This is a genomic window from Enterobacter sp. BWH52, assembly GCF_001037565.1.
GTDB lineage: Bacteria > Pseudomonadota > Gammaproteobacteria > Enterobacterales > Enterobacteriaceae > Enterobacter > Enterobacter hormaechei_C.
The window spans coordinates 2,307,305-2,327,179 of the sequence record NZ_KQ089854.1; the positions used below are offsets into that span (position 1 = coordinate 2,307,305).

At 55.3% G+C, this 19,875-nt stretch carries 20 protein-coding genes and 1 pseudogene; 12 read left to right on the forward strand and 9 right to left on the reverse strand.

Translation table 11 applies throughout. From position 1 onward, the window contains the following. Positions 1–44: 44 nt before the first annotated feature. Positions 45–620 carry a helix-turn-helix domain-containing protein gene (locus tag SK47_RS10860; protein ID WP_003856978.1) on the reverse strand — a complete coding sequence of 192 codons (576 nt, stop codon included), beginning with the start codon at positions 618–620 and terminating at the stop codon, positions 45–47. 148 nt (positions 621–768) lie between these two features. Between SK47_RS10860 and SK47_RS10865 the strand changes: the two genes are divergently transcribed. Together SK47_RS10865 and SK47_RS10870 are read left to right on the forward strand one after the other, a co-directional pair. Next, positions 769–1,287, forward strand: coding sequence for a GNAT family N-acetyltransferase (locus tag SK47_RS10865; protein ID WP_003856975.1), 519 nt, complete (start codon positions 769–771; stop codon positions 1,285–1,287). Further along, a complete protein-coding gene (locus tag SK47_RS10870) occupies positions 1,284–1,733 on the forward strand; it encodes a DMT family transporter (RefSeq protein ID WP_003856973.1) in 450 nt (149 codons plus the stop codon). The genes SK47_RS10865 and SK47_RS10870 overlap by 4 nt, the downstream gene beginning before the upstream one ends. Positions 1,734–1,736: 3 nt before the next feature. On the opposite strand, the gene SK47_RS10875 is transcribed toward SK47_RS10870, so the two are convergent. Next, entirely contained in the window at positions 1,737–1,970 is a 234-nt protein-coding gene (locus SK47_RS10875; RefSeq protein WP_003856971.1) for a YdcY family protein, read from the reverse strand. Positions 1,971–2,044: 74 nt separating this feature from the next. After that, a complete protein-coding gene (locus SK47_RS10880) occupies positions 2,045–3,643 on the reverse strand; it encodes an ABC transporter substrate-binding protein (RefSeq protein ID WP_003856968.1) in 1,599 nt (532 codons plus the stop codon). 282 nt (positions 3,644–3,925) lie between these two features. Here SK47_RS10880 and SK47_RS10885 point away from each other — a divergent pair, with 282 nt between their 5' ends. Genes SK47_RS10885 through SK47_RS10895 form a run of 3 tightly spaced genes read left to right on the forward strand, consistent with a single transcriptional unit; the run spans position 3,926 to position 10,420 of the window. Then, positions 3,926–5,263: an SrfA family protein gene (locus tag SK47_RS10885; protein WP_048244148.1), complete on the forward strand. Its 1,338-nt coding sequence runs from the start codon at positions 3,926–3,928 to the stop codon at positions 5,261–5,263. Positions 5,264–5,267: 4 nt separating this feature from the next. Next, on the forward strand, positions 5,268–8,249 hold the full coding sequence (locus SK47_RS10890; RefSeq protein ID WP_003856965.1) for a virulence factor SrfB: 2,982 nt from the start codon (positions 5,268–5,270) through the stop codon (positions 8,247–8,249). Then, positions 8,246–10,420, forward strand: a complete 2,175-nt coding sequence (locus SK47_RS10895) for a virulence factor SrfC family protein (protein ID WP_048244150.1) — start codon at positions 8,246–8,248, stop codon at positions 10,418–10,420. Before SK47_RS10890 ends, SK47_RS10895 begins: the two co-directional genes overlap by 4 nt. 33 nt (positions 10,421–10,453) lie before the next feature. Here SK47_RS10895 and SK47_RS10900 read toward each other — a convergent pair. Both SK47_RS10900 and SK47_RS10905 read right to left on the reverse strand, forming a co-directional pair. Next, a pseudogene (locus tag SK47_RS10900) lies at positions 10,454–11,212 on the reverse strand (alpha/beta fold hydrolase). A gap of 86 nt (positions 11,213–11,298) precedes the next feature. Beyond that, positions 11,299–11,472 carry a GhoT/OrtT family toxin gene (locus SK47_RS10905; protein ID WP_003856960.1) on the reverse strand — a complete coding sequence of 58 codons (174 nt, stop codon included), beginning with the start codon at positions 11,470–11,472 and terminating at the stop codon, positions 11,299–11,301. A 243-nt stretch (positions 11,473–11,715) separates the two neighbouring features. Between SK47_RS10905 and SK47_RS10910 the strand changes: the two genes are divergently transcribed. The 3 genes from SK47_RS10910 to SK47_RS10920 are packed head-to-tail and all read left to right on the forward strand — an operon-like array spanning position 11,716 to position 12,609. Continuing rightward, entirely contained in the window at positions 11,716–12,042 is a 327-nt protein-coding gene (locus tag SK47_RS10910) for a TehB family protein (protein ID WP_015570441.1), read from the forward strand. A gap of 27 nt (positions 12,043–12,069) precedes the next feature. After that, a complete protein-coding gene (locus SK47_RS10915; RefSeq protein WP_003856958.1) occupies positions 12,070–12,423 on the forward strand; it encodes a TehB family protein in 354 nt (117 codons plus the stop codon). A 3-nt stretch (positions 12,424–12,426) separates the two neighbouring features. After that, a complete protein-coding gene (locus SK47_RS10920) occupies positions 12,427–12,609 on the forward strand; it encodes a DUF1869 domain-containing protein (protein ID WP_003856955.1) in 183 nt (60 codons plus the stop codon). A gap of 35 nt (positions 12,610–12,644) precedes the next feature. Here SK47_RS10920 and patD read toward each other — a convergent pair whose 3' ends face one another. From patD to SK47_RS10935, 3 genes are all read right to left on the reverse strand, one after another. Beyond that, a complete protein-coding gene (gene patD / locus SK47_RS10925; RefSeq protein WP_003856950.1) occupies positions 12,645–14,069 on the reverse strand; it encodes an aminobutyraldehyde dehydrogenase in 1,425 nt (474 codons plus the stop codon). Between the two features lie 139 nt (positions 14,070–14,208). Further along, positions 14,209–15,633 carry an aminotransferase-like domain-containing protein gene (locus tag SK47_RS10930; protein ID WP_048244151.1) on the reverse strand — a complete coding sequence of 475 codons (1,425 nt, stop codon included), beginning with the start codon at positions 15,631–15,633 and terminating at the stop codon, positions 14,209–14,211. A gap of 82 nt (positions 15,634–15,715) precedes the next feature. After that, positions 15,716–15,904, reverse strand: a complete 189-nt coding sequence (locus SK47_RS10935; RefSeq protein WP_003856945.1) for a cold shock small protein YmcF — start codon at positions 15,902–15,904, stop codon at positions 15,716–15,718. A 393-nt stretch (positions 15,905–16,297) separates the two neighbouring features. Here SK47_RS10935 and SK47_RS10940 point away from each other — a divergent pair, with 393 nt between their 5' ends. From SK47_RS10940 to hslJ, 4 genes are all read left to right on the forward strand, one after another. Next, on the forward strand, positions 16,298–17,692 hold the full coding sequence (locus tag SK47_RS10940) for a cytochrome ubiquinol oxidase subunit I (RefSeq protein WP_048244154.1): 1,395 nt from the start codon (positions 16,298–16,300) through the stop codon (positions 17,690–17,692). A 5-nt stretch (positions 17,693–17,697) separates the two neighbouring features. After that, a complete protein-coding gene (cydB, locus tag SK47_RS10945) occupies positions 17,698–18,708 on the forward strand; it encodes a cytochrome d ubiquinol oxidase subunit II (protein WP_048240716.1) in 1,011 nt (336 codons plus the stop codon). Continuing rightward, a complete protein-coding gene (locus tag SK47_RS10950; protein WP_017693358.1) occupies positions 18,708–18,836 on the forward strand; it encodes a DUF2474 domain-containing protein in 129 nt (42 codons plus the stop codon). Before cydB ends, SK47_RS10950 begins: the two co-directional genes overlap by 1 nt. Positions 18,837–18,959: 123 nt before the next feature. Continuing rightward, on the forward strand, positions 18,960–19,397 hold the full coding sequence (hslJ, locus tag SK47_RS10955; protein ID WP_048244157.1) for a heat shock protein HslJ: 438 nt from the start codon (positions 18,960–18,962) through the stop codon (positions 19,395–19,397). Between the two features lies 1 nt (position 19,398). Here the strand turns inward: hslJ and SK47_RS10960 are convergent, their stop codons facing one another. Further along, a complete protein-coding gene (locus SK47_RS10960) occupies positions 19,399–19,665 on the reverse strand; it encodes a putative hemolysin (RefSeq protein ID WP_003856935.1) in 267 nt (88 codons plus the stop codon). Positions 19,666–19,875 lie beyond the last annotated feature (210 nt).

Below are 19,875 nucleotides of genomic sequence, written 5' to 3' on the forward strand. Positions count from 1 at the left end.
ATGTCATTCAAGTCTGGCACGTTATCCAGCGGATCGCCTTTGCATTATGAGCCGGACTGATTAAGCCGCACGACCAGATAGAGGCACGATTCATCCGTTTCGTTGATAAACCGGCAGTCGTTCGGCGGCCCGAGTTCCAGACAATCTCCGGCCTTCATTTCATGGCGGGTATCCCCCTCCAGAAAGACCAGTTCACCTGCCTGCAACCAAATCAGCTGTCGCGCCAGCGCGTAAGAGGAAGCGGGCATCGGCACATCGCTGCCTGCGGGTAGCTCCACCTGGACGAGGTCGATAGGCATATCGGTGCGCGGCGACACATGGCGACGCAAATAGTGGGTTTGCGGATCGCGCCAGACGGGCTGGTTCGCCAGACGTAACAGTTTGCCCTCCTGCATTTCCGCGCGCGCAATGAGCGTAGACATGCTAATACCGAAGGCACCGGATAACCGCGCAAGCAGCGTCGCCGTTGGGCTACTGTCACCCCGTTCAATCTTATGGATCATGGCGCGTGAGATACCTGCCCGTTCGGCCAGTTCGCTTAATGACCAGCCACGCGACTCGCGTTCAAGGCGTATGCGGGCGCTAATGCGTTGATTCATATTGTCTGTCATTGTATTCATGACGTCATACTATAGTGTACGGATGGTTTTTCGGGGCAGTTTTGTGACAAAAAAACAGGGATTTTGTCGTAGCGATGGAATACATGAACTGTGTAATATTGTGAGAAAATCATACTACTATAGTGAACAACACAGCCAGAGGTTAACCATGATTGTTCGTCATGCCTGCAAAGAAGATTGTGCCGCTATCGGTGAAATTTATAACCATGCGGTGCTGCACACCGCCGCAATCTGGAACGATACAACTGTCGATACCGATAACCGTATTGCATGGTTTGAGGCGCGCACGCTGTTGGGTTATCCGGTGCTGGTCAGTGAAGAAGAAGGTGTAGTGACGGGATACGCCTCATTTGGCGACTGGCGAGCATTCGACGGTTTTCGCCATACGGTGGAGCACTCGGTTTACGTTCATCCCGATCATCAGGGCAAAGGCATTGGTCGACTGCTAATGACGGAATTAATTAAGGAAGCCCGCCAGATTGGTAAACATGTGATGGTTGCCGGTATTGAGGCGCAGAACCAGGCGTCGATTCATCTGCATGAAACCCTGGGCTTTATTACCACCGGAAATATGCCGCAGGTAGGAACCAAATTCGGTCGCTGGCTGGATTTAACCTTTATGCAACTCCAGCTCGATGAGCGCAGCGATCCGGATGCTCTGCCATGAATCAATCGTTGACGTTAGCATTTCTGGTGGCCGCCGGGATTGGGCTGGTGGTACAAAACACCCTTATGGTGCGCATTACGCAATCCTCTTCCACCATTCTTATCGCCATGCTGCTGAACTCGCTGGTGGGGATTGTGTTGTTTGTCAGCATGTTGCTGGTGAAAAATGGCATGGCGGGGTTTAACGAACTGGCGTCAACGGTGCGCTGGTGGACGCTGATCCCCGGCCTGCTGGGGTCATTTTTTGTCTTTGCCAGTATTAGCGGATATCAGAATGTGGGCGCGGCAACGACCATTGCCGTACTGGTGGCAAGCCAGCTGATTGGCGGTCTGGTGATGGACATCCTCAAGAGCAACGGCGTTCCCCTGCGCGCGCTGGTTGGCCCGGTCTGCGGCGCAGTGATGCTGGTGGTTGGCGCCTGGCTGGTGGCACGGCGCCAGTTTTAACCCTTACAGGATAGTCCCACCCTGCGTGAGGTGGGCATGGCGTGCCTCCGCCTCTTCTTTATGTTGCTTGCCATGATGCGCAATCGCGGTACGCAGGCGCTGCTGCTGGGTATAACGATCTTCACGGCTGAGCTCTGCATCGTCGCTTAATTCGATCAGCAGTTCGTTCATGTGGGTAATCACGCTCTCTTCGATGGTGGCATCGACGCGGGCGATAACTTTGTTTAAATGTGACATTGTCACTCCTTATCACGTGCCGGGTGCTAACTGTAGGCCGGGTAAGGCATAGCCGCCCCCCGGCAAGAATACGATCAGTTCAGCTTCGCTTTCGAGAAGTCACTGCCCATCAGACTCACGCTGTACCCGGTCACGTTGCTGCGGGTCGCGTAGAACGTTTTGCCGTTAGCTAACGCAATCCACGGTGCCTGCTGATAGAAAATCTCCTGTGCCTGTCCATACAGCTTCGCACGTTCGTCCGGGTTGCTGGTCAGTTTGGCCTTTTGCACCAGCTCATCATACCCCTTATCACACCAGCGCGCGGCGTTAGATCCGGTTTTGATGCTGTTACAACCCAGCAGCACATCGGCGAAGTTGTCCGGATCGCCATTATCAGACATCCAGCCGAACAGCGCGGAATCATGCTCGCCTTTACGCATGCCGGAGAGGTACTCACCCCACTCGTAAGAGACGATTTTCGCCTTCACACCCACTTTCGCCCAGTCAGCCTGGATCATCTCCGCAATGCGTCGTGAGTTCGGGTTGTACGGACGCTGAACCGGCATGGACCAGAGGGTCACTTCCGCGCCCTTTTCCAGACCCGCCTGCTTCAGCAGCGCTTTCGCTTTTTCCGGATCGTAGCCGTAATCCTTCAGGTCTTTATTAAAGCCGAGCATGTTCGGCGGGATCGGCGATTTAGCGACCGTACCAGACCCCATAAAGACCGCGTTCACAATGGCCTTTTTGTCCGTCGCGTAATTCAGAGCCTGGCGCACCAGCACGTTATCAAACGGTTTTTTCTCCGTGTTGAACGCCAGGTACCCCACGTTCAGCGCATCCACCGAGTGCAGGGTCAGGTCTTTGTTTTTCTTGATCGCTTCAAACTGCACCGGCGACGGCGCAGGAATGATCTGACACTCGTTCGTTTGCAGCTTCGCCAGACGCGTCTCAACGTTTGGCGTGATGGAGAAGATCAGGTGTTTGGTCGGCACCTCACCGTCCCAGTAGTTCGGATTGGCGACGTAGCGGATCAGCGAATCCACCTTGTACTGCTGAAGCACATACGGGCCGGTGCCGATTGGCCAGGTGTCCACATTTTCAGGTGTCCCCTTTTTCAGCATCGCGTCCGCGTACTCGGCAGAGAGGATCGAGGCGAAGTCCATTCCCCAGTCGGCCAGGAACGCCGCGTTGGGTTCGCTCAGCGTGAACTGGACGTGATAATCGTCGATCTTTTTCACATCCTGAATGAGCTTGTCGAGGCCCACGTCATTAAAGTATTCGTAATTACCCTGGGAAACATTGTGATAGGGATGCTTAGGGTCTTTCTGACGCATAACGGAGAAAATAACGTCATCAGCGTTAAAATCACGGGTAGGTTTGAAGTATTTATTGCTGTTGAATTTTACCCCTTTACGCAGGGTAAACGTGTATGTTTTGCCGTCTGGCGAAATGGTCCACGACTCGGCCAGAGAAGGCACCGGCGTGTTTTTTACCGGGTCGAAGTTAATCAGACGGTTATACAGCGTTTGCGAGCTGGCGACAAACGAAGGTCCAGAGCTGGCGATCTGCGGGTTAAACGACTCCGGCGACGCCTCGGAGCAGTAGATAATGGTGTCTTTATTTGCCGCCCATGCGGCGCTTGCCGGTAGCAGCGCGCTCAGCGCGAGGGCGAGCACGGTTTTCCCTGTAGACATGGTTATTACCCTTTCGGTTTTATTATAGTGAACAGTAATAACAGCACAGACGTATTGGCCTGACAAATAACGAATCACTATCAGGTTATTCTAAAGCCGTACATTTCGCTGGTTTTAGCATCACCCCGCAGAAACCGATTTGCCTTAAGGTTCATTATTCGTCAAGCACAACCATCACGATCAATGCCGCAAGAAATCGTCCCTTTTATCGTCTCCTCCGCCGTTTGCTTGCTTAGCTGTTTCGTTAAAGTAATGGCGTGAAGAAGTCTACAGGACCAAATCGTGGCAAAAACACTTTTACGCAGCGGTAATCTGGATGATTTTCAGGCCGTTGGTGGCGGCGGACAGGCCGTTTTTGAATCAGCGCTGCAAATCCGCGAAGCGCTTCGGTTGCGCAAACAACAGGCTATCGTCGATTGTCTGGCCATCCCCCAGGTCTACGACGGCGGCGATCGCGTTGACTGGTACTCCCCGGTTGAGGGAACCGTCTCCAGCTGGAAGGCGGCGGATGAAGATGATCGTTATCGCGCCCTACGCTATCTGGAAAACACGCTCGCCAGCGTGGAGTCTCTGAGTAAAAAATGCCTTCAGTCACCGAAAACGGCGCAGCAACTGTTTGGCTCTCTGCTCTCAAAAGCCTTTCAGTTTCCCGGTGAAAACTTTGTTTTCCTGGTGGATGGCAAACCGGTGATCTGCTTCTGGGGTTTCGTCAATCTTAACGAGAACGCGCGCGACGACGTGCTGGACTGCCTGCGCGAATCGTTGGTCCCTGAACCTGAGCCAGTGGTGATTAACGAGCCTGAACCTGAACAGGAGCAAGAACCGGCCCCGGTAGTGACCTTTGAGCAGGCCGACGCGCCGCTTATCACGCCTGTGGCTACCGTCCGTATCACCGAAGATGAACTGTATACGCCAGAGCCGGTGCGCATGAACGCCGCGCCGCCAGAGCCCGCACCGGCGGCCATGCAGAAAAAACGTCGCTCCCCCCTGTGGTTGCTGCCGGTTGCCGCCGTCATTATTGCGGCCATTGCCACCCCGCTGCTTTGGCCAAAACAGGCCCTGACCGCAGCGCCTGTTGCCACACCAGCGCCAGTGCCTGTTGCCATTGCTCCGGCCCCCGTAAAGACGGTCGAGCCGCTTGAGCTGAAACTCCCGCTGCACCAGGCCGAAGTGGTAGAGCCGAAGGTGAAAACGCCTGCACCGGCAGCCGAACCAGTGGTCATTACCGCGATACCGAAAGATGCGATGGTGATGGAGGCAAACCAGGTCAAAGCGGGGTTAACGCGCTTCCTGAATGGCACCTGGCGCGCGTTTCTCGATGTGCAGGATCCGCTCACCGGCAAACCGCCGTCGCTGCGCTACCAGATCCAGAACAATAAAGGTTTCGCCCGGGTTGTGCATGGCGACAACATTGTCTGCCGGGTAGACGTCTTTTCCGGATTACACAGCAACGGCGAGCTGTTGATCAAAACGCGCGGAAACGCTCGTTGCACCGACGGTTCACGCTATCCGATGCCGGAAGTGACCTGTAAGGCAGGTGCCAGCGACGTGGCGGAATGCACCGCACGTTACGATGCCAACACCATCGTTCCTCTGACGTTCAAGAAAGCAGGTGTCTGATCCTATGCTGGTTAATCTTTGCGACTATAAACAGAGCGTGACGCTGATTGCTAACAGCGGCGTGCAGTTTCTCGATTTTGGCTTGACTCCGCAGGACACTGCCAGCAACGGGCGTTTCGTGCGTAAAACGGCAAATGGCCCGCTGTTGCGCCTGGATTTTGATCTGGTTAACGGCCGGTACACGCTGCCTGCCACCGATGGCGGGCAGCCGGAAGTGGTCAAGCCTGAAAGCACCATTCCACTGCATAACTCCCTGAACGTGCTGGACGGCGTCTGGCTGCCGCTCCCTTTCCTGCGCTTTAACCCGCCGCGGACGTTTGTTGATGGCCCGGATAACTGGGCGCGCGTCCAGGTACGAAAGCTTTCCACGCCCGACGCGGCTGGCAATACGCACCGGGTCACCGTCGCGCTCGACAGCCAGATTGCAGAGCATGCGACGTCTGCGCTGTCGCCGGTTGAAAACGATATCCTTAACGGCACGCGTTTCGCGCTCGCCTGGCGCGACAGTGAGGTTGAGAGTTTCCTTGACCAGACCTGGATTGACGGCTGGCTGCGCGAAGCCTTTACGCAGTTTGCCGACGGGGTTGAAAAACGCTCCGAGCGGGAGCTGCATCAGGCCATGCGCAGCTTTGAATATCAGGCACACTGGCTCAACCTGCTCTCCATGCTCGGGGAACAACTCACCGTGCCGGAAGTGAAGTTTGTCACCCATACCCTGAGCACCCCTGCTATTCCTGTCGATCTGATCCTTGACGTAGGCAACACCCACACCTGCGGCGTGATTATTGAAGATCATGGTGATGCCAACGACGGCCTGCGCCAGACGGCTGAACTTCAGGTACGATCTCTGAGTGAGCCACAGTTCCTGAATGAGCCGCTGTTTACCAGCCGTCTTGAATTTTCCGAAGCGCGTTTTGGCAAGCAGCACTTCTCGGTGGAAAGCGGCCGGGAGGATGCATTCGTCTGGCCGTCCATTGTCCGCGTGGGTGATGAAGCGCGTAAGCTGGCAATGCAGCGTCTGGGCACGGAAGGCAACAGTGGAATTTCCAGCCCGCGTCGCTATCTGTGGGACGAGACGCCGGTAGTGCAGGACTGGCGCTTTAGCCAGATGAACAGCAAAACCCAGCGCGAACCGCTGGCAACTGCGTTTCCGCTGATGAACCTGATGAACGACGACGGGGAACCACTCTTTACGCTGCCGCAGGATGAGCGTCTGCCGGTGTTCTCTCCGCAGTACAGCCGCAGCACCCTGATGACGCACATGCTCTGCGAGCTGCTGGCTCAGGCGCTTGGCCAGATTAACAGCGTGGCCACCCGCTTGCGGCTCGGCTTCCCGGCCTCTCCCCGCCAGCTGCGGACGCTGATCCTCACCCTGCCTTCGGCAATGCCGAAACAGGAGCGCGAGATTTTCCGTCGCCGCATGTTCGAAGCCATCGCCATCGTCTGGAAAGCGATGGGCTGGCACCCGCAGGATGAAGATTTTGCCAGCCGCAAGCAGCAGGAAAAAAGCGTGGTGCCGGTCCCTGAGATCCAGATGGAGTGGGACGAGGCCAGCTGCGGCCAGCTGGTGTGGCTGTATAACGAAGCCATTTCCCATTTCGGTGGCCAGACCGAGGCCTTTTTCGCCTCCCTCGCCCGTCCGGATCGCGCGCCTGAGCCTGGCGTCCTGCCGGGGCGTGCGCTGCGCGTGGCCTCGATTGATATCGGCGGCGGCACGACGGATATGGCCATCACGCACTATCAGTTAGATGATGGTTCCGGAAATAACGTCAAAATCACCCCGCAGCTGCTGTTCCGCGAAGGGTTCAAGGTCGCTGGCGATGATACGCTGCTGGACGTGATCCAGCGCTACGTTCTGCCCGCGCTGCAAACCCAGCTTCAGAAATCCGGCATAGCCGATGCCTCCCAACTGATGGCATCCCTGTTCGGTGATTCCGGGCGGATCGATACCCAGGCGGTCCTGCGCCAGCAGACGGCGCTTCAGCTTTTTATGCCGATAGGTCACGCGATCCTGGCGGCGTGGGAATCGAGCGATGTTGACGATCCGCTGGCCGGGCTGCATGCCACCTTTGGCGACCTGCTTACGCAAAAACCGACGCGCAACGTGATGAATTATCTCCAGCAGGCGATTGACCATGCGTTGCCTGCCGGCTCAGAACACTTTGATCTGTTCAGCGTACCGCTGCACGTCAGCTTTCGGGAGATGCGGGACGCCATGCTGGCGGGTCAGTTCACGCTTGCCGCCCCGCTTCATGCGGTATGTGAGGCGATCTCTCACTACAGCTGCGATATCCTGCTGATCACGGGACGGCCGGGCTGCCTGCCGGGCGTTCAGGCCCTGATTCGCCACCTGCAACCGGTGCCCGTCAACCGCATCGTCTGGCTGGATAAATATCAGGTTCATGAATGGTATCCGTTCAGCCAGCAGGGACGGATCGGCAACCCGAAATCCACCGCTGCGGTAGGAGCGATGCTCTGTAGCCTGGCGCTGGATCTTCGTCTGCCGCGTTTTAACTTTAAAGCAGCGGATATCGGCGCGTACTCTACGGTGCGCTATCTGGGCGTGCTGGATAACACGATCAATACCCTGCGGGACGAGAACGTCTGGTATCACGATATCGACCTCGATAAACCCGGCGCGAAACTGGACGCCCGTCTGCACTTCCCGCTGCGCGGCAACGTTACGCTCGGCTTCCGGCAGCTGGCCAATGCCCGCTGGCCCGCGACACCGCTCTATACCCTGAGCATCAACTCTGCCGAGCTGGCGAAAGCCATTGCGGGCGACGGCGTACTGAACGTGCGCCTGAAGCTGCGTGGCGGCACTAAGCAGGAAGGTCCGGAATCTTTCGAGCTGAGTGATGCCTGGCTACAGGACGGCACGCCAGTGCCGCCGGATGCCCTGACCTTTAAACTGAATACTCTGGCCGATCGCCGACACAGCGGCAGCCACTACTGGATCGACAGCGGGAGCGTATACCTCAAATGACTGCGACGACTGCCACCACTCAGGCCTTAATCGGGTGGATCAACGAGACGCGACAGCACGCCCCGATGCTGGATAACGAAGCCGACGCCCTGCTTGCCCGCCTTAACGCACTAAGCGCGCGTGAAGAGGCGCTCGATCGCGCCCTTGTCAGCCAGGGCAGTATCGGCCTATATGGCCACTCGCAGGCCGCGAAAGCGCACCTGCTGGCTGCCCTGTGCGGCAGCGGGGACGAACGGCTGAACGTAACGCCGGGTCAACGCACTTTTGATTACTTCTCGCATATTAACCCCGGGCATGCACCGACCAACATGGCCGTGCGTTTCAGCAGAGCGTCCCGCGAGGTCGCAGACGACGCGTTTCCCCTGCGCCTGCGCCTGGTAACGGAGGCCGAGCTGGTGCAGCTGTTTATCGCGCGCACCACGCTGGATCCGCAGATCCGCGCGGTGGATAAATCGGTGATTGAAGCCCGGCTTGAGAAGTGGCGGGTGCTGCGTCAACCGCAGAGCGTGCCGGGAATGACGGCGCGGGAAGTCGCGACCATTGCCCGGTTCTGGCAAAGCGTAGTACCCGGCGCTAAGCAGCATATTGATGATGCCCTGTGGCACCAGTTTGCTCTGCTGGTTCCGTCGCTTGATCTCAGCACCCGCGCCAGCGTCTGGTCTCTGCTGTGGGGTGAGCAGCAGGAGTTAACCCAGCAGTGGCTTAAATTCGCCCAGGTGCTGCATCAAACCAGCCATGCCAGCGCACTTGCGGCGCCGTTGAGTCTGCTGGTGGACAGCTTTGGTCTACCCTGCGAAGGCTTTCTTACTCACGGGGCGTTTACCGTGCCGGAAGCACAGGAAACACTGCTTCATCCGGTAAAAAACGGCGAGCTGCTTAACGCCATTAGCCTGCCAGTTGATGTACTGGCATCTCTGACCCGCGAAGTTGTGCTGCCCGTTGAGAACTGCGTGCTGGATACCGTTGACGTCATTGATATTCCGGCCATTTCTGAGGAAAACACGCCGCTGATGATGCAGGCAAAATGCCTGTGGTTGCTGGAGCATTATCGTCAGCACATTCAGCCGGATGTCCTGGTTATCTGCAATGCAACGGCGCACCACCAGCAGACCGCGAAAACGGCAAGGCTCCTGCAAAACTGGGTCAAAGAGACGCAGCCGGTTGAAGAATCCGCGTTGCCGGGGCTGGTCTGGGCCATTACCCCTCATGATGCGCGGTTTACCACAAAGCAGAATCTGGACGAAGCGGTGCAGCAATTGCTGGGCCAGCCGGGTCTGCGCTGGGGCACGCTTCAGGCGCTCGATAGCCACAGCATGCAGCGAGTGATTGAGTGGCTGTCGCAGGCTACCCTGCCGGCACAGCGCCAGAAGCGTCTCCGCGCGCTGAAAAGGCTGTTACTAGAGTCGCTGTCAACGCTGATGCGCCCATATGTCGCGCCTCTCACTCAGGAGCCAGGCGCAGGGCGGGCAATGGCCGAAAAAATGGTCCGAACGCTGCAAGGCAGTGCCGCTCGTCATGGTGAACTGCTTGAGGGGCTTCTGCCGCCGTTAAACGCGTTTGAGACGCTGCTGACCGTCCACCAGCCTCGTGAGGAACAGGTCAACGGCCTGTTTAACGATGTTATCGATCTGTTTGCGGAAGAGACGCAGGAAAATCCAGGCGCGTTGCAGACCAAAGACAAAGCGCGGCTGGCCCATAACGTGTGGGTTAACCATCTTCGTCAGTGGAGTCGCAACGACGCGGCGGCTGCCCGTCTGGGCCTGGACGCAGAGGTATTACAGCAGATTGCGGATGTGCTGATCGTTACCAGCTATCGGCTGGATCTGCCGCTGCAACTGCAACGCATTGCAGAAAAAGATAAAAGCAGCGCCGCGCAGCTGCATGCCGCGACAGGCAATTTCATTAGCTGGCTTGGCTATGAACTGACACCCGTCTCTGAACGGCCTGCAAGCCGGATCCGCAAAGGTGAGCCAATTTTTGTGACGCCCGTTGTGAGCAGCGCCTCACCCCGTCTTACCCGACTTGGCGAGCAGCCTGTCCATGCGGCGACAGCCTATGTTTATGACTGGTTGGTTGCGCTCTACACCCGCGCGATTGAGAACGTGGATTATCAGTGTCCGTATGACGTTCAGCCTGCGGCACGGAAAGCCTTGTCTGCCTTGCTGTCTTAATCATTCCAGCCCGCAACAATGCGGGCTGCCCATTCATGAGCCGTTTATGAAGCCAGACAAAGCCTGAGCCAACGCTGACGGGTTTTCCCAGGACATTGAATGGCCCGCATCAGGGATAATTTTTACAGCAACGCCGTTTTGTTGCAGACGATTAAAATCGTCATCAGGTAGGGATCGCTCACCAAAAACTAACATTACCGGGCAGCGCAATGACAAGAACAGGTGTTCCCAGTCAGGTTTAACGCCCTCGACCAGGCTTGTTGCGCCGCGCCAGACGGCCCAGGGGGCATTACTTTGAAGGCTTCCAGTCCACGGCGACGTTTCCGCCCGCAGCATGTCATCATAGCCCTGAGCCAGAAAATATTGTTCCGTTTGGGCCGCAATTGCCCGGCTGAACATCCCGCCACCCGCATGAAAATTGGGTTCAGACACTATCAGGCCCTTAACGCGCGACGTTAACAGCGTTGCCGTTTAGATCGCGATACTCCCCCCCATGCTATGACCATAGAGCCATAGACTATCCAGGCCGAGATGGTTTAACAGTTCAACCACCACCTGCGCCTGTTCGCTCGTGCGATAACGGTAGATGTCAGGTTTGTCACTGTAACCGCTACCGGGAAGATCGATCAGAATGGCTCTGCGCCCCCCGAAACGGGTATCACAGACAATACGAGGATATTCATACGACGATGCACAGCCCAACCCGTGGATAAACACAACCGGGTCACCGAAACCGGGAAGATCCTGCCAGCGCACAGTGCAGCCTGCTTGCTGCGAATAGAAACTGTTCATAAGCACTCCATGTATGACAAACTGTATATTTATACAGCCTCAATGTATGGAATGCTATGTCTGGATGCCGATTCTGGAAGCGTGCTTCAGAAAAGAGAGATCAACAGGGCAACAGGAAAGCTCATCGGCCAGGTGGAACCCACCAGGAATGCGCTCAACAGGCGAATACGTTTACGATCTTTAGACAGGAACCAGGTGATTAATGCGCAGATGGAGGCCATGATTGCGTAGAACACCAACATCTTTTGATACAACGTCATTCTGTTTACCTGAGCCGAAAAATAACCGCACGCAATATGCGTCATATGTTGACACAGATCAAGTTTTTTCGTTACATCATAACCACTTAAATACTATGGATAATAACAACTGAGTACCTTGTGTAACAACGCCGGGTAAAGCAAAACGGTTATTATTGATAACATGCAAACTAAATGCACTTTTTGATAAATCCATCCCCGCAGAAAGCAGTCTAATAACAGCAGGCTTTTAAGGGAGGAAACATGCTACGCATTCCGCAGAGTTGCATTCACACCCGTTCCACGCCTTTCTGGAACAAAGAAACGGCCCCAGCTGGCATTTTTAAACGTCACCTTGATACGGGCACGCGTCCGGGCGTTTACCCTCGCCTTTCGGTGATGCGTGGCGCAGTGCGTTATCTGGGCTATGCTGATGAATTTACACCTGAGCCTGACAGCGAGCTCGTCATTGAAGCGGGTCGTTTCGGCGTTTTCCCGCCAGAGAGATGGCACCACATTGAGGTGATGACCGACGACACCCTGTTCAATATTGAATTCTTTGTTGAACCTGAGGTGCTTAAGTCCCTTTAAGCACCCGCCAACATGAAGGAAACTATGATGTTACGTATTCCTGAAAACTTTGTTCATACCCGCTCGACGCCGTTCTGGAATAAAGAGACCGCCCCAAAAGCGCTTTTTACCCATCACAACACCAAAGCCGGCGTGTACGGTCGGTTGTCCGTCATGCAGGGTGCGGTGCGTTACTTTGGCTTTGCCGATGGCGACGCCACCGAGCCCGATCTGGAAGTGGTCATTGAGGCCGGTTCTTTTGGCATCTCCCCACCGCAAAAATGGCACCGCATTGAGCTTCTGACCGACGACACCTATTTTAATATCGACTTTTTCGCGGATCCTGCCGTCACGCTCAGCGGTGCGGGCATCGGTAAAGTGGTCAACACGCATAAGGAGTAAATAATGGGTAAGGCTACCTATACTGTGACCGTCACCAACAACAGCAACGGCGTGTCAGTGGATTATGAAACAGAAGCGCCAATGGAGCTGTTGATCCCGGACGTCGCGGCAGATGTCGTGAAGGATCTGGTGAACACCGTTCGCGCCTACGATACGGAAAATGAACACGAGGTATGTGGCTGGTAAGCTGAATCGCCCGGCACTGCGCCGGGCATGAGGGTTTAGTGTTTAAACATGACATGTCGGACTACCGTGTAATCCTCAAGTCCGTAGACCGACATATCTTTTCCGTAACCGGATAACTTCATCCCGCCGTGCGGCATTTCGCTCACCAGCATAAAATGGGTATTGACCCAGGTGCAGCCATACTGCAACCGTGCGCTGAGGCGATGGGCGCGTCCGACGTCTTTTGTCCAGACGGACGAGGCCAGGCCGTATTGCGAATCGTTAGCCCAGTTCAGCACCTGCGCTTCATCCTCAAATTCTGTCACGCTGACCACCGGGCCAAACACTTCTCGCTGGACGATCGCATCTTCCTGCTTCGCCCCGGCCAGCAGCGTTGGCTGGAAGTAATATCCTGCCCCCTCTTTTTTACTGCCACCGGTGACGACGCGGATATGTCCAAGGGTTTTGGCCTCGTCCACGGCAGCACAAACGCGGGAAAGATGCGCTGCGGAGCTGAGCGGGCCCAGCTCGGTTGAAGCATCGTCCGGCGCGCCCATTTTCAGGCTGGCAACGGCTGCGCCCAGCTTTTCGACCAGCGCGGGGTAAATCCCCTTCTGGGCATAGATACGACAGGCTGCGGTACAATCCTGACCAGCATTGTAGAAACCAAACGTACGCACGCCTTCAACCACGGCATCCAAATCTGCATCGTCAAAGACAATGACCGGCGCTTTTCCGCCCAATTCCATATGGGTACGTTTAACTGAAGATGCGGTATGCCCGATAATATGTTCTCCTGTAGCAATAGAGCCGGTGAGAGAAACCATACGGACTTTTTCGTGACCGGTCAGCGGATCTCCTACGGTTTTGCCGCGACCAAACAGCACGTTCAACACGCCTGGCGGGAAGATATCTTTCGCCAGTTCCGCCAGCTTCAGCGCCGTCAACGGGGTGATTTCAGACGGCTTGATGACGACACAATTTCCCGCCGCCAGCGCGGGCGCCAGCTTCCACGCCGCCATCATCAGAGGATAGTTCCAGGGCGCAATAGAGGCGACAACGCCAACCGGGTCGCGGCGGATCATCGAAGTATGTCCTTCGAGGTATTCTCCGGCAGCCAGCCCGTTCAGGCAGCGGGCGGCCCCGGCAAAGAAGCGAAACACATCGACCACGGCCGGGATCTCGTCCCCCTGGACACAGTGCAGCGGTTTCCCGCAGTTAAGGGATTCCAGATTTGCGAACGCGTCAGCGTTGGCTTCTATCACATCAGCCAGTTTCAACAGACATTCGGCGCGCGTTTTCGGCGTCGTTTGTCCCCACTCTGTGAACGCGCGATCGGCAGCCTGGACGGCAGCGTCCACCTGTGCTTCCGACGCTTCAGCAATCTCCAGCAGCACTTCACCCGTGGCAGGATTATAAACCGCCTGCTTCTCACCTTCGCCGGCCACCAGTTCACCATTAATCAGCAATTGATTTTGCATAGCATCGTCCTGTTGAAATCGACATTGTTTTCGCTGTCAGCACACGTTCTGGCGGACATGTACGTGACAACGTCACGTCACCAATCCGCACTCCCTTACTAAAGGTAGACCGCGCGTCATGTCGCTTCAGGAATTTTCATCAAGGTGTGACTGGGTGCAGCATCATTTCGCGGATTACCCCCGCCAGCTGGACGACCGCCTGCTCCTCCCGCTCGCCCCATCCCCATGAGGTATTGAAACGGAAAAACGGTGTCCAGATATTGGAGGTGGAAAACATCTTGCCGGGCGCAATGCTGATTTGATGGGTTAACGCCTTCTCACTCAACCGCCCCGCATCCAGCTGTTCAGGCAGTTCCAGCCATAAAAAGTAGCCGCTGTCGTTATGATGGATTTTGACGCCGGCAGGCATATGGCGCAAAAGCGATTGCCAGGCCTGCTGTTTGCGTTCAGCAAGCGTGCGTCGCAGGCGGCGAAGGTGGGCGTCATAACGTTTGGTCGCCAGGTAATCCACCAGCGCCAGCTGCATGGGAGAACTGGTGGATAACGTACTCATCAGCTGCAACTGCTGAATACGGCGCGCATGTTTTCCCGCCGCCACCCAGCCAATACGAAAACCAGCCACCAGACACTTGGAGAATGAGGAGCAGTGCAACGTCATATCCTGCTTATCCCAGGCCTTTGCCGGAAGCGGCTTTTCGCGGCCAAAGTAGAGTTCGCTGTAAACATCGTCTTCAATCAGCGTGACGTTATGCCGGGTGAGTAAGGCCACCAGCTGAGCTTTCTTCTCTGCACTCAGCGTGAAGCCGAGCGGGTTCTGACTGTTGGTCATCAGCCAGCAGGCTTTCACCGGATAATCTTTTAACGCCTGCTCAAGGGCACTGAGATCGATGCCCTCACGCACGTCAGTGGCAACCGACAGCGCTTTCAGTTTCAGACGTTCAAGCGCCTGGAGTGCGCCATAAAAACAGGGATTTTCAACGATAACCCAGTCCCCTGGTTCAGTCACAGCCTGCAAACTGAGGTTGAGCGCCTCAAGCGCGCCCGCGGTGATCACAATTTCATCCGGGGAGATATTCATTCCCTGCTGAGCGTAGCGACGGGCAATGGCATGACGTAAGTCGACGTTACCCGGCGGCAGGTTTTCGATCACGCTCATGGCGGTAGCCGTTTTGCTGACGTTAGCCAGCGATCGGTTGAGTTGCTGAAGCGGGAAAAGGCGCGGATCGGGAAACGCCGAGGCAAAAGGGACAACGGAGGGGTCGCGGCTGGCCTGTAGCACGTCGAAGATATAGGTGTTGATGTCGACCACTTCATCGCGCATCACCTGCGCGGGCGGTGCAGACTGGTGTGTGGTCGGGCGCGCGGCAACGTAATAGCCTGACTGCGGTCTGGCAACAATGCGCCCCTGACTTTCCAGCATCTGATACGCGTGGCCCACGGTCATAAAACTCATGCCGCTGCTTGCCACCTGCTCTCGCAGAGAAGGTAACTTATCGCCCGGCAACCATACGCCAAGCTCAATCTGCGAGATAATTTGTTGCGCCAGACGCTGGTATTTTTTCATCAGATTCTCCTTATTGCTGACAGTGTATATCAGCAGGAGAAAAAGAGAAGATTTTGCTAACTGTTATGGGAAACGCGGCAGATTACTTGCGGTACTCAGTAATGTGATTCTGAGCCGAACGCGCTGCGGCCAGGTGGTCGAGCGTGATCATTGGCGATTTGCAGAAAATGCATTTCGCGCCGAACGGATTTTTGTCAGACACATCAAAAGCTGAGGTGCGGTACTGCGAGCCATGACAGCATGGGCAGCGGAAATGGATATAAGAAGTCATAGGATTCTCCTGTAAACGTAAAAACGTAAATTACTCATGAGCCGATCAGGCAAAAAATGGTTCGATACAAAACTAATCGGAATGTAGATAAAGACCCAAGAGAGGCTGCGGAGAGGCACAACGTGATGAGAACTGCTTTATAAAACTACGTCAGATATTTATTTGGATTCAAAACCAGAAATCCATTAACGCATGTTGCTGGCGACAAAGCAAGCTGTTTAATGCGTAATAATCATAAAAAGAAATTTTTTATTCTTACTTGTTAGCTATATCAGCCAGGTTAAGTTCACCTTTTCACACAACTGTTATAGATAAATTATCAATTTCTGCTTCTGATATCTCATTCCCCCCCTCTTTATCATAACAGTACACCGTTTAACATTGAGGCAATGCATGTTTGGTCCAGATGCGTTTCATCTTGCGCGAATACAGTTCGCCTTTACCGTATCCTTTCATATTATTTTTCCGGCGATAACCATTGGCCTGGCGAGCTATCTCGCCGTGCTGGAAGGGCTGTGGCTGAGAACAAAAAATCCCGTCTGGCGATCGCTGTACCATTTCTGGTCAAAGATCTTCGCCGTCAACTTTGGGATGGGCGTGGTCTCCGGCCTGGTGATGGCTTATCAGTTTGGCACCAACTGGAGCGGGTTTTCGCAGTTCGCGGGCAGTATTACCGGCCCCCTGCTGACCTATGAAGTGCTTACCGCGTTCTTCCTTGAGGCGGGGTTCCTCGGGGTGATGTTGTTTGGCTGGAATAAGGTCGGGCCGGGGCTGCACTTCTTTTCGACCTGCATGGTCGCCCTCGGGACCCTCATGTCTACGTTCTGGATCCTCTCGTCAAACAGCTGGATGCAGACACCGCAAGGGTATGAAATCATCAACGGTCAGGTCGTTCCGGTGGACTGGTTTGCCGTGGTGTTTAACCCCTCCTTCCCTTACCGCCTGCTGCACATGTCGATAGCGGCATTTCTCAGCAGCGCACTGTTTGTTGGTGCCTCCGCGGCCTGGCATTTGCTGCGCGGAAACAATACCCCCGCTATTCGCACTATGTTCTCCATGGCGTTGTGGATGACGTTAATCGTGGCCCCAGTCCAGGCGCTGGTGGGGGATATGCACGGGCTTAATACCTTAAAACACCAGCCAGCGAAAATAGCCGCCATCGAAGGTCACTGGGAGAATCCGCCGGGTGAGCCTACTCCACTGCTGCTGTTTGGCTGGCCGGATATGGAGCAGGAACGGACCCGTTTTGGCCTGGAAATTCCCGCTCTCGGCAGCCTGATCCTGACCCACAGTCTCGATAAACAGGTTCCGGCATTGAAGGAGTTCCCAAAAGAAGATCGCCCGAACGCCACCATTGTCTTCTGGTCTTTCCGCATCATGGCCGGCCTGGGGATGTTGATGCTGCTCCTGGGCGTGACGGCAATCTGGCTGCGTTACAAACAGCGCCTTTATACATCACGTTCCTTCCTGTGGTTTGCCCTGCTGATGGGACCGTCCGGGCTGATCGCGATCCTCGCCGGATGGGTAACAACGGAGGTCGGCCGCCAGCCGTGGGTCGTCTATGGACTACAGCGTACGAAGGATGCGGTTTCCGCGCATGGCGATCTGCACATGAGCATCAGTTTGCTGGCCTTCTTCGTGGTTTATACCGCGGTATTCGGCGTGGGTTACAGCTATATGGTGCGTCTGATTAAAAAAGGGCCGCAGCCCCATGAATTCTTCGCGACTGAATCCGATGGCCGCCCTGCTCGTCCGCTTTCTGCCGTCACCACTGAATTTAAGGAGTAACCGTAATGGGTATCGATCTTTCCATTATCTGGTTCGTGATTATCGTTTTCGCCACGTTGATGTATATCGTGATGGACGGTTTTGATCTGGGGATAGGCATCCTGTTTCCGGCAACGCCGAATGCGGACGACCGCGACGTGATGGTCAACAGCGTGGCTCCCGTCTGGGATGGCAACGAAACCTGGCTGGTGCTTGGCGGTGCGGCCCTGTTTGGCGCCTTTCCTCTCGCCTATGCGGTTATCATCGACGCGCTAACCATTCCACTGACAATAATGCTGATCGGGCTTATATTTCGTGGGGTCGCCTTCGAATTTCGCTTCAAGGCCACACCGGCGCACCGCCCGTTCTGGGATAAGGCCTTTATTGGCGGGTCAATTGTGGCGACCTTCAGCCAGGGCATCACCGTCGGTGCGGTCATCCAGGGGTTCAGCGTCACCGGTCGAGCTTACAGCGGTGGTCCGTTTGACTGGTTTACCGCGTTCAATTTTTTCTGCGGTGCGGGTCTTGTAGCGGCTTACGCGCTGCTAGGTTCAACGTGGCTGGTAATGAAAAGCGAAAATGCCCTGCAAAAGCGGATGCGTCAGCTATCGAAAGTGCTTCTGCCCCTGCTTCTGGTATTCATTGCGATAATCAGTATCTGGACCCCTCTCGCCCAACCAGCCATTGCTGCGCGCTGGTTTACTCTGCCGAATCTGTTTTATCTGCTGCCTGTTCCTGCGCTGGTTGCGATCCTGAGTCTGTGCCAGTGGCGCTGCCTGCACGATCCTGCGAGCCATACCCTGCCGTTTATCATGACGTTAGGGCTGGTTTTTCTTGGCTTTAGCGGGCTTGGGATCAGCATCTGGCCGCATATCATCCCGCCGGACATTACCCTCTGGCAGGCCGCTGCGCCAGCCCAAAGCCAGGGCTTTATGTTAGTGGGTGCACTGTTGATCATTCCCGTGATTCTGGTCTACACCTTCTGGAGTTATTACGTTTTTCGAGGAAAAGTACAGCATGGGGAGGGTTATCACTGATGCAACAACCTGTATGGAAACGTTTGATGTGGCTTGCCATCATCTGGGGCGGCAGCGTCCTGGCGCTGGCCTGCGTAAGTATGCTCTTTAAAATGCTGATGGCCGCAGCTGGATTTAAATCGCACTAACTCGCTGACCGGGCGCGCCGCCGCCCGGTCCCTTCCCGCACTTTCAGATAAACCCCATTAACACCCAGGAGGGTATGGTTACACTGAAAAAATATTTACAGCATTGATAGTTTGAGAAGAAAAATGAAAAAGCTCGCGGCAGTAAGTTTAATCAGCCTTGTACTGGCTGGATGCGTTAATCCTGGTAAAGCCTCCGTTCAGACCGATCAGTTAGAGAATCACCGTTTCGTTCTTGAAAATATGGATGGCAAAGCAGTCAAAGGCGGGAAAACGCAGCCTGAAATTCGCTTCAGTGCGCAACCCAATATCAGCCTGATTAACAACATTGTCGTCTCCGGCACAATGTGCAACGGCTTCAACGGCCAGGGTAAACTGTCCGAAGGAGAGTTGACGGTCAAAACGCTGGCAATGACGCGGAAACTCTGCACCGAGTCGCAGCTAAATGAACTGGATCAGACCATCGCCGATATGCTACGCACAGGCGCACAGGTAGACCTGACCGAAGACCAGTTAACGCTGGCGACAGCCAATAAGACATTGATGTTTAAGCGAGTTGAATAACTCAGTAGCTTCCGCACGAACCAACGGCAAGCGACTGCTCACTACAGCGTTTGCCATTTGGCAACGCGCACATGCCGATGGCTGAGCCGTCGAGCTGACGGGCAACGGAGAGTGAACCGCCGATCATTGCGCAGTTGGCCTGACCTGAACTGGACATAGCCGCTCGCATACCCGGCGTAACGTGTGCCGCTGTCGCCTGCTGTACTGGTTCATTGCTACATGCCGACAACAGTAACGCGGCACATCCGACCCAAAATGCTGAACGCATACCTTCCTCCCCATAATTAACGCGAAACCTATGCATAATAGGCATCACGCGCCGCATCGTCGAGAGCGGATGTGCGTATTTATGCGCCCTGGTAACAATTTCTCGCAATTTTTTAACGCGAATAGCCTTCGAGTCATTGATACAGCGCATACCAAGGACACAAAAGCGAAAATCGTAAAACCTGAGCTTTGCTAAAATACACAGATAATA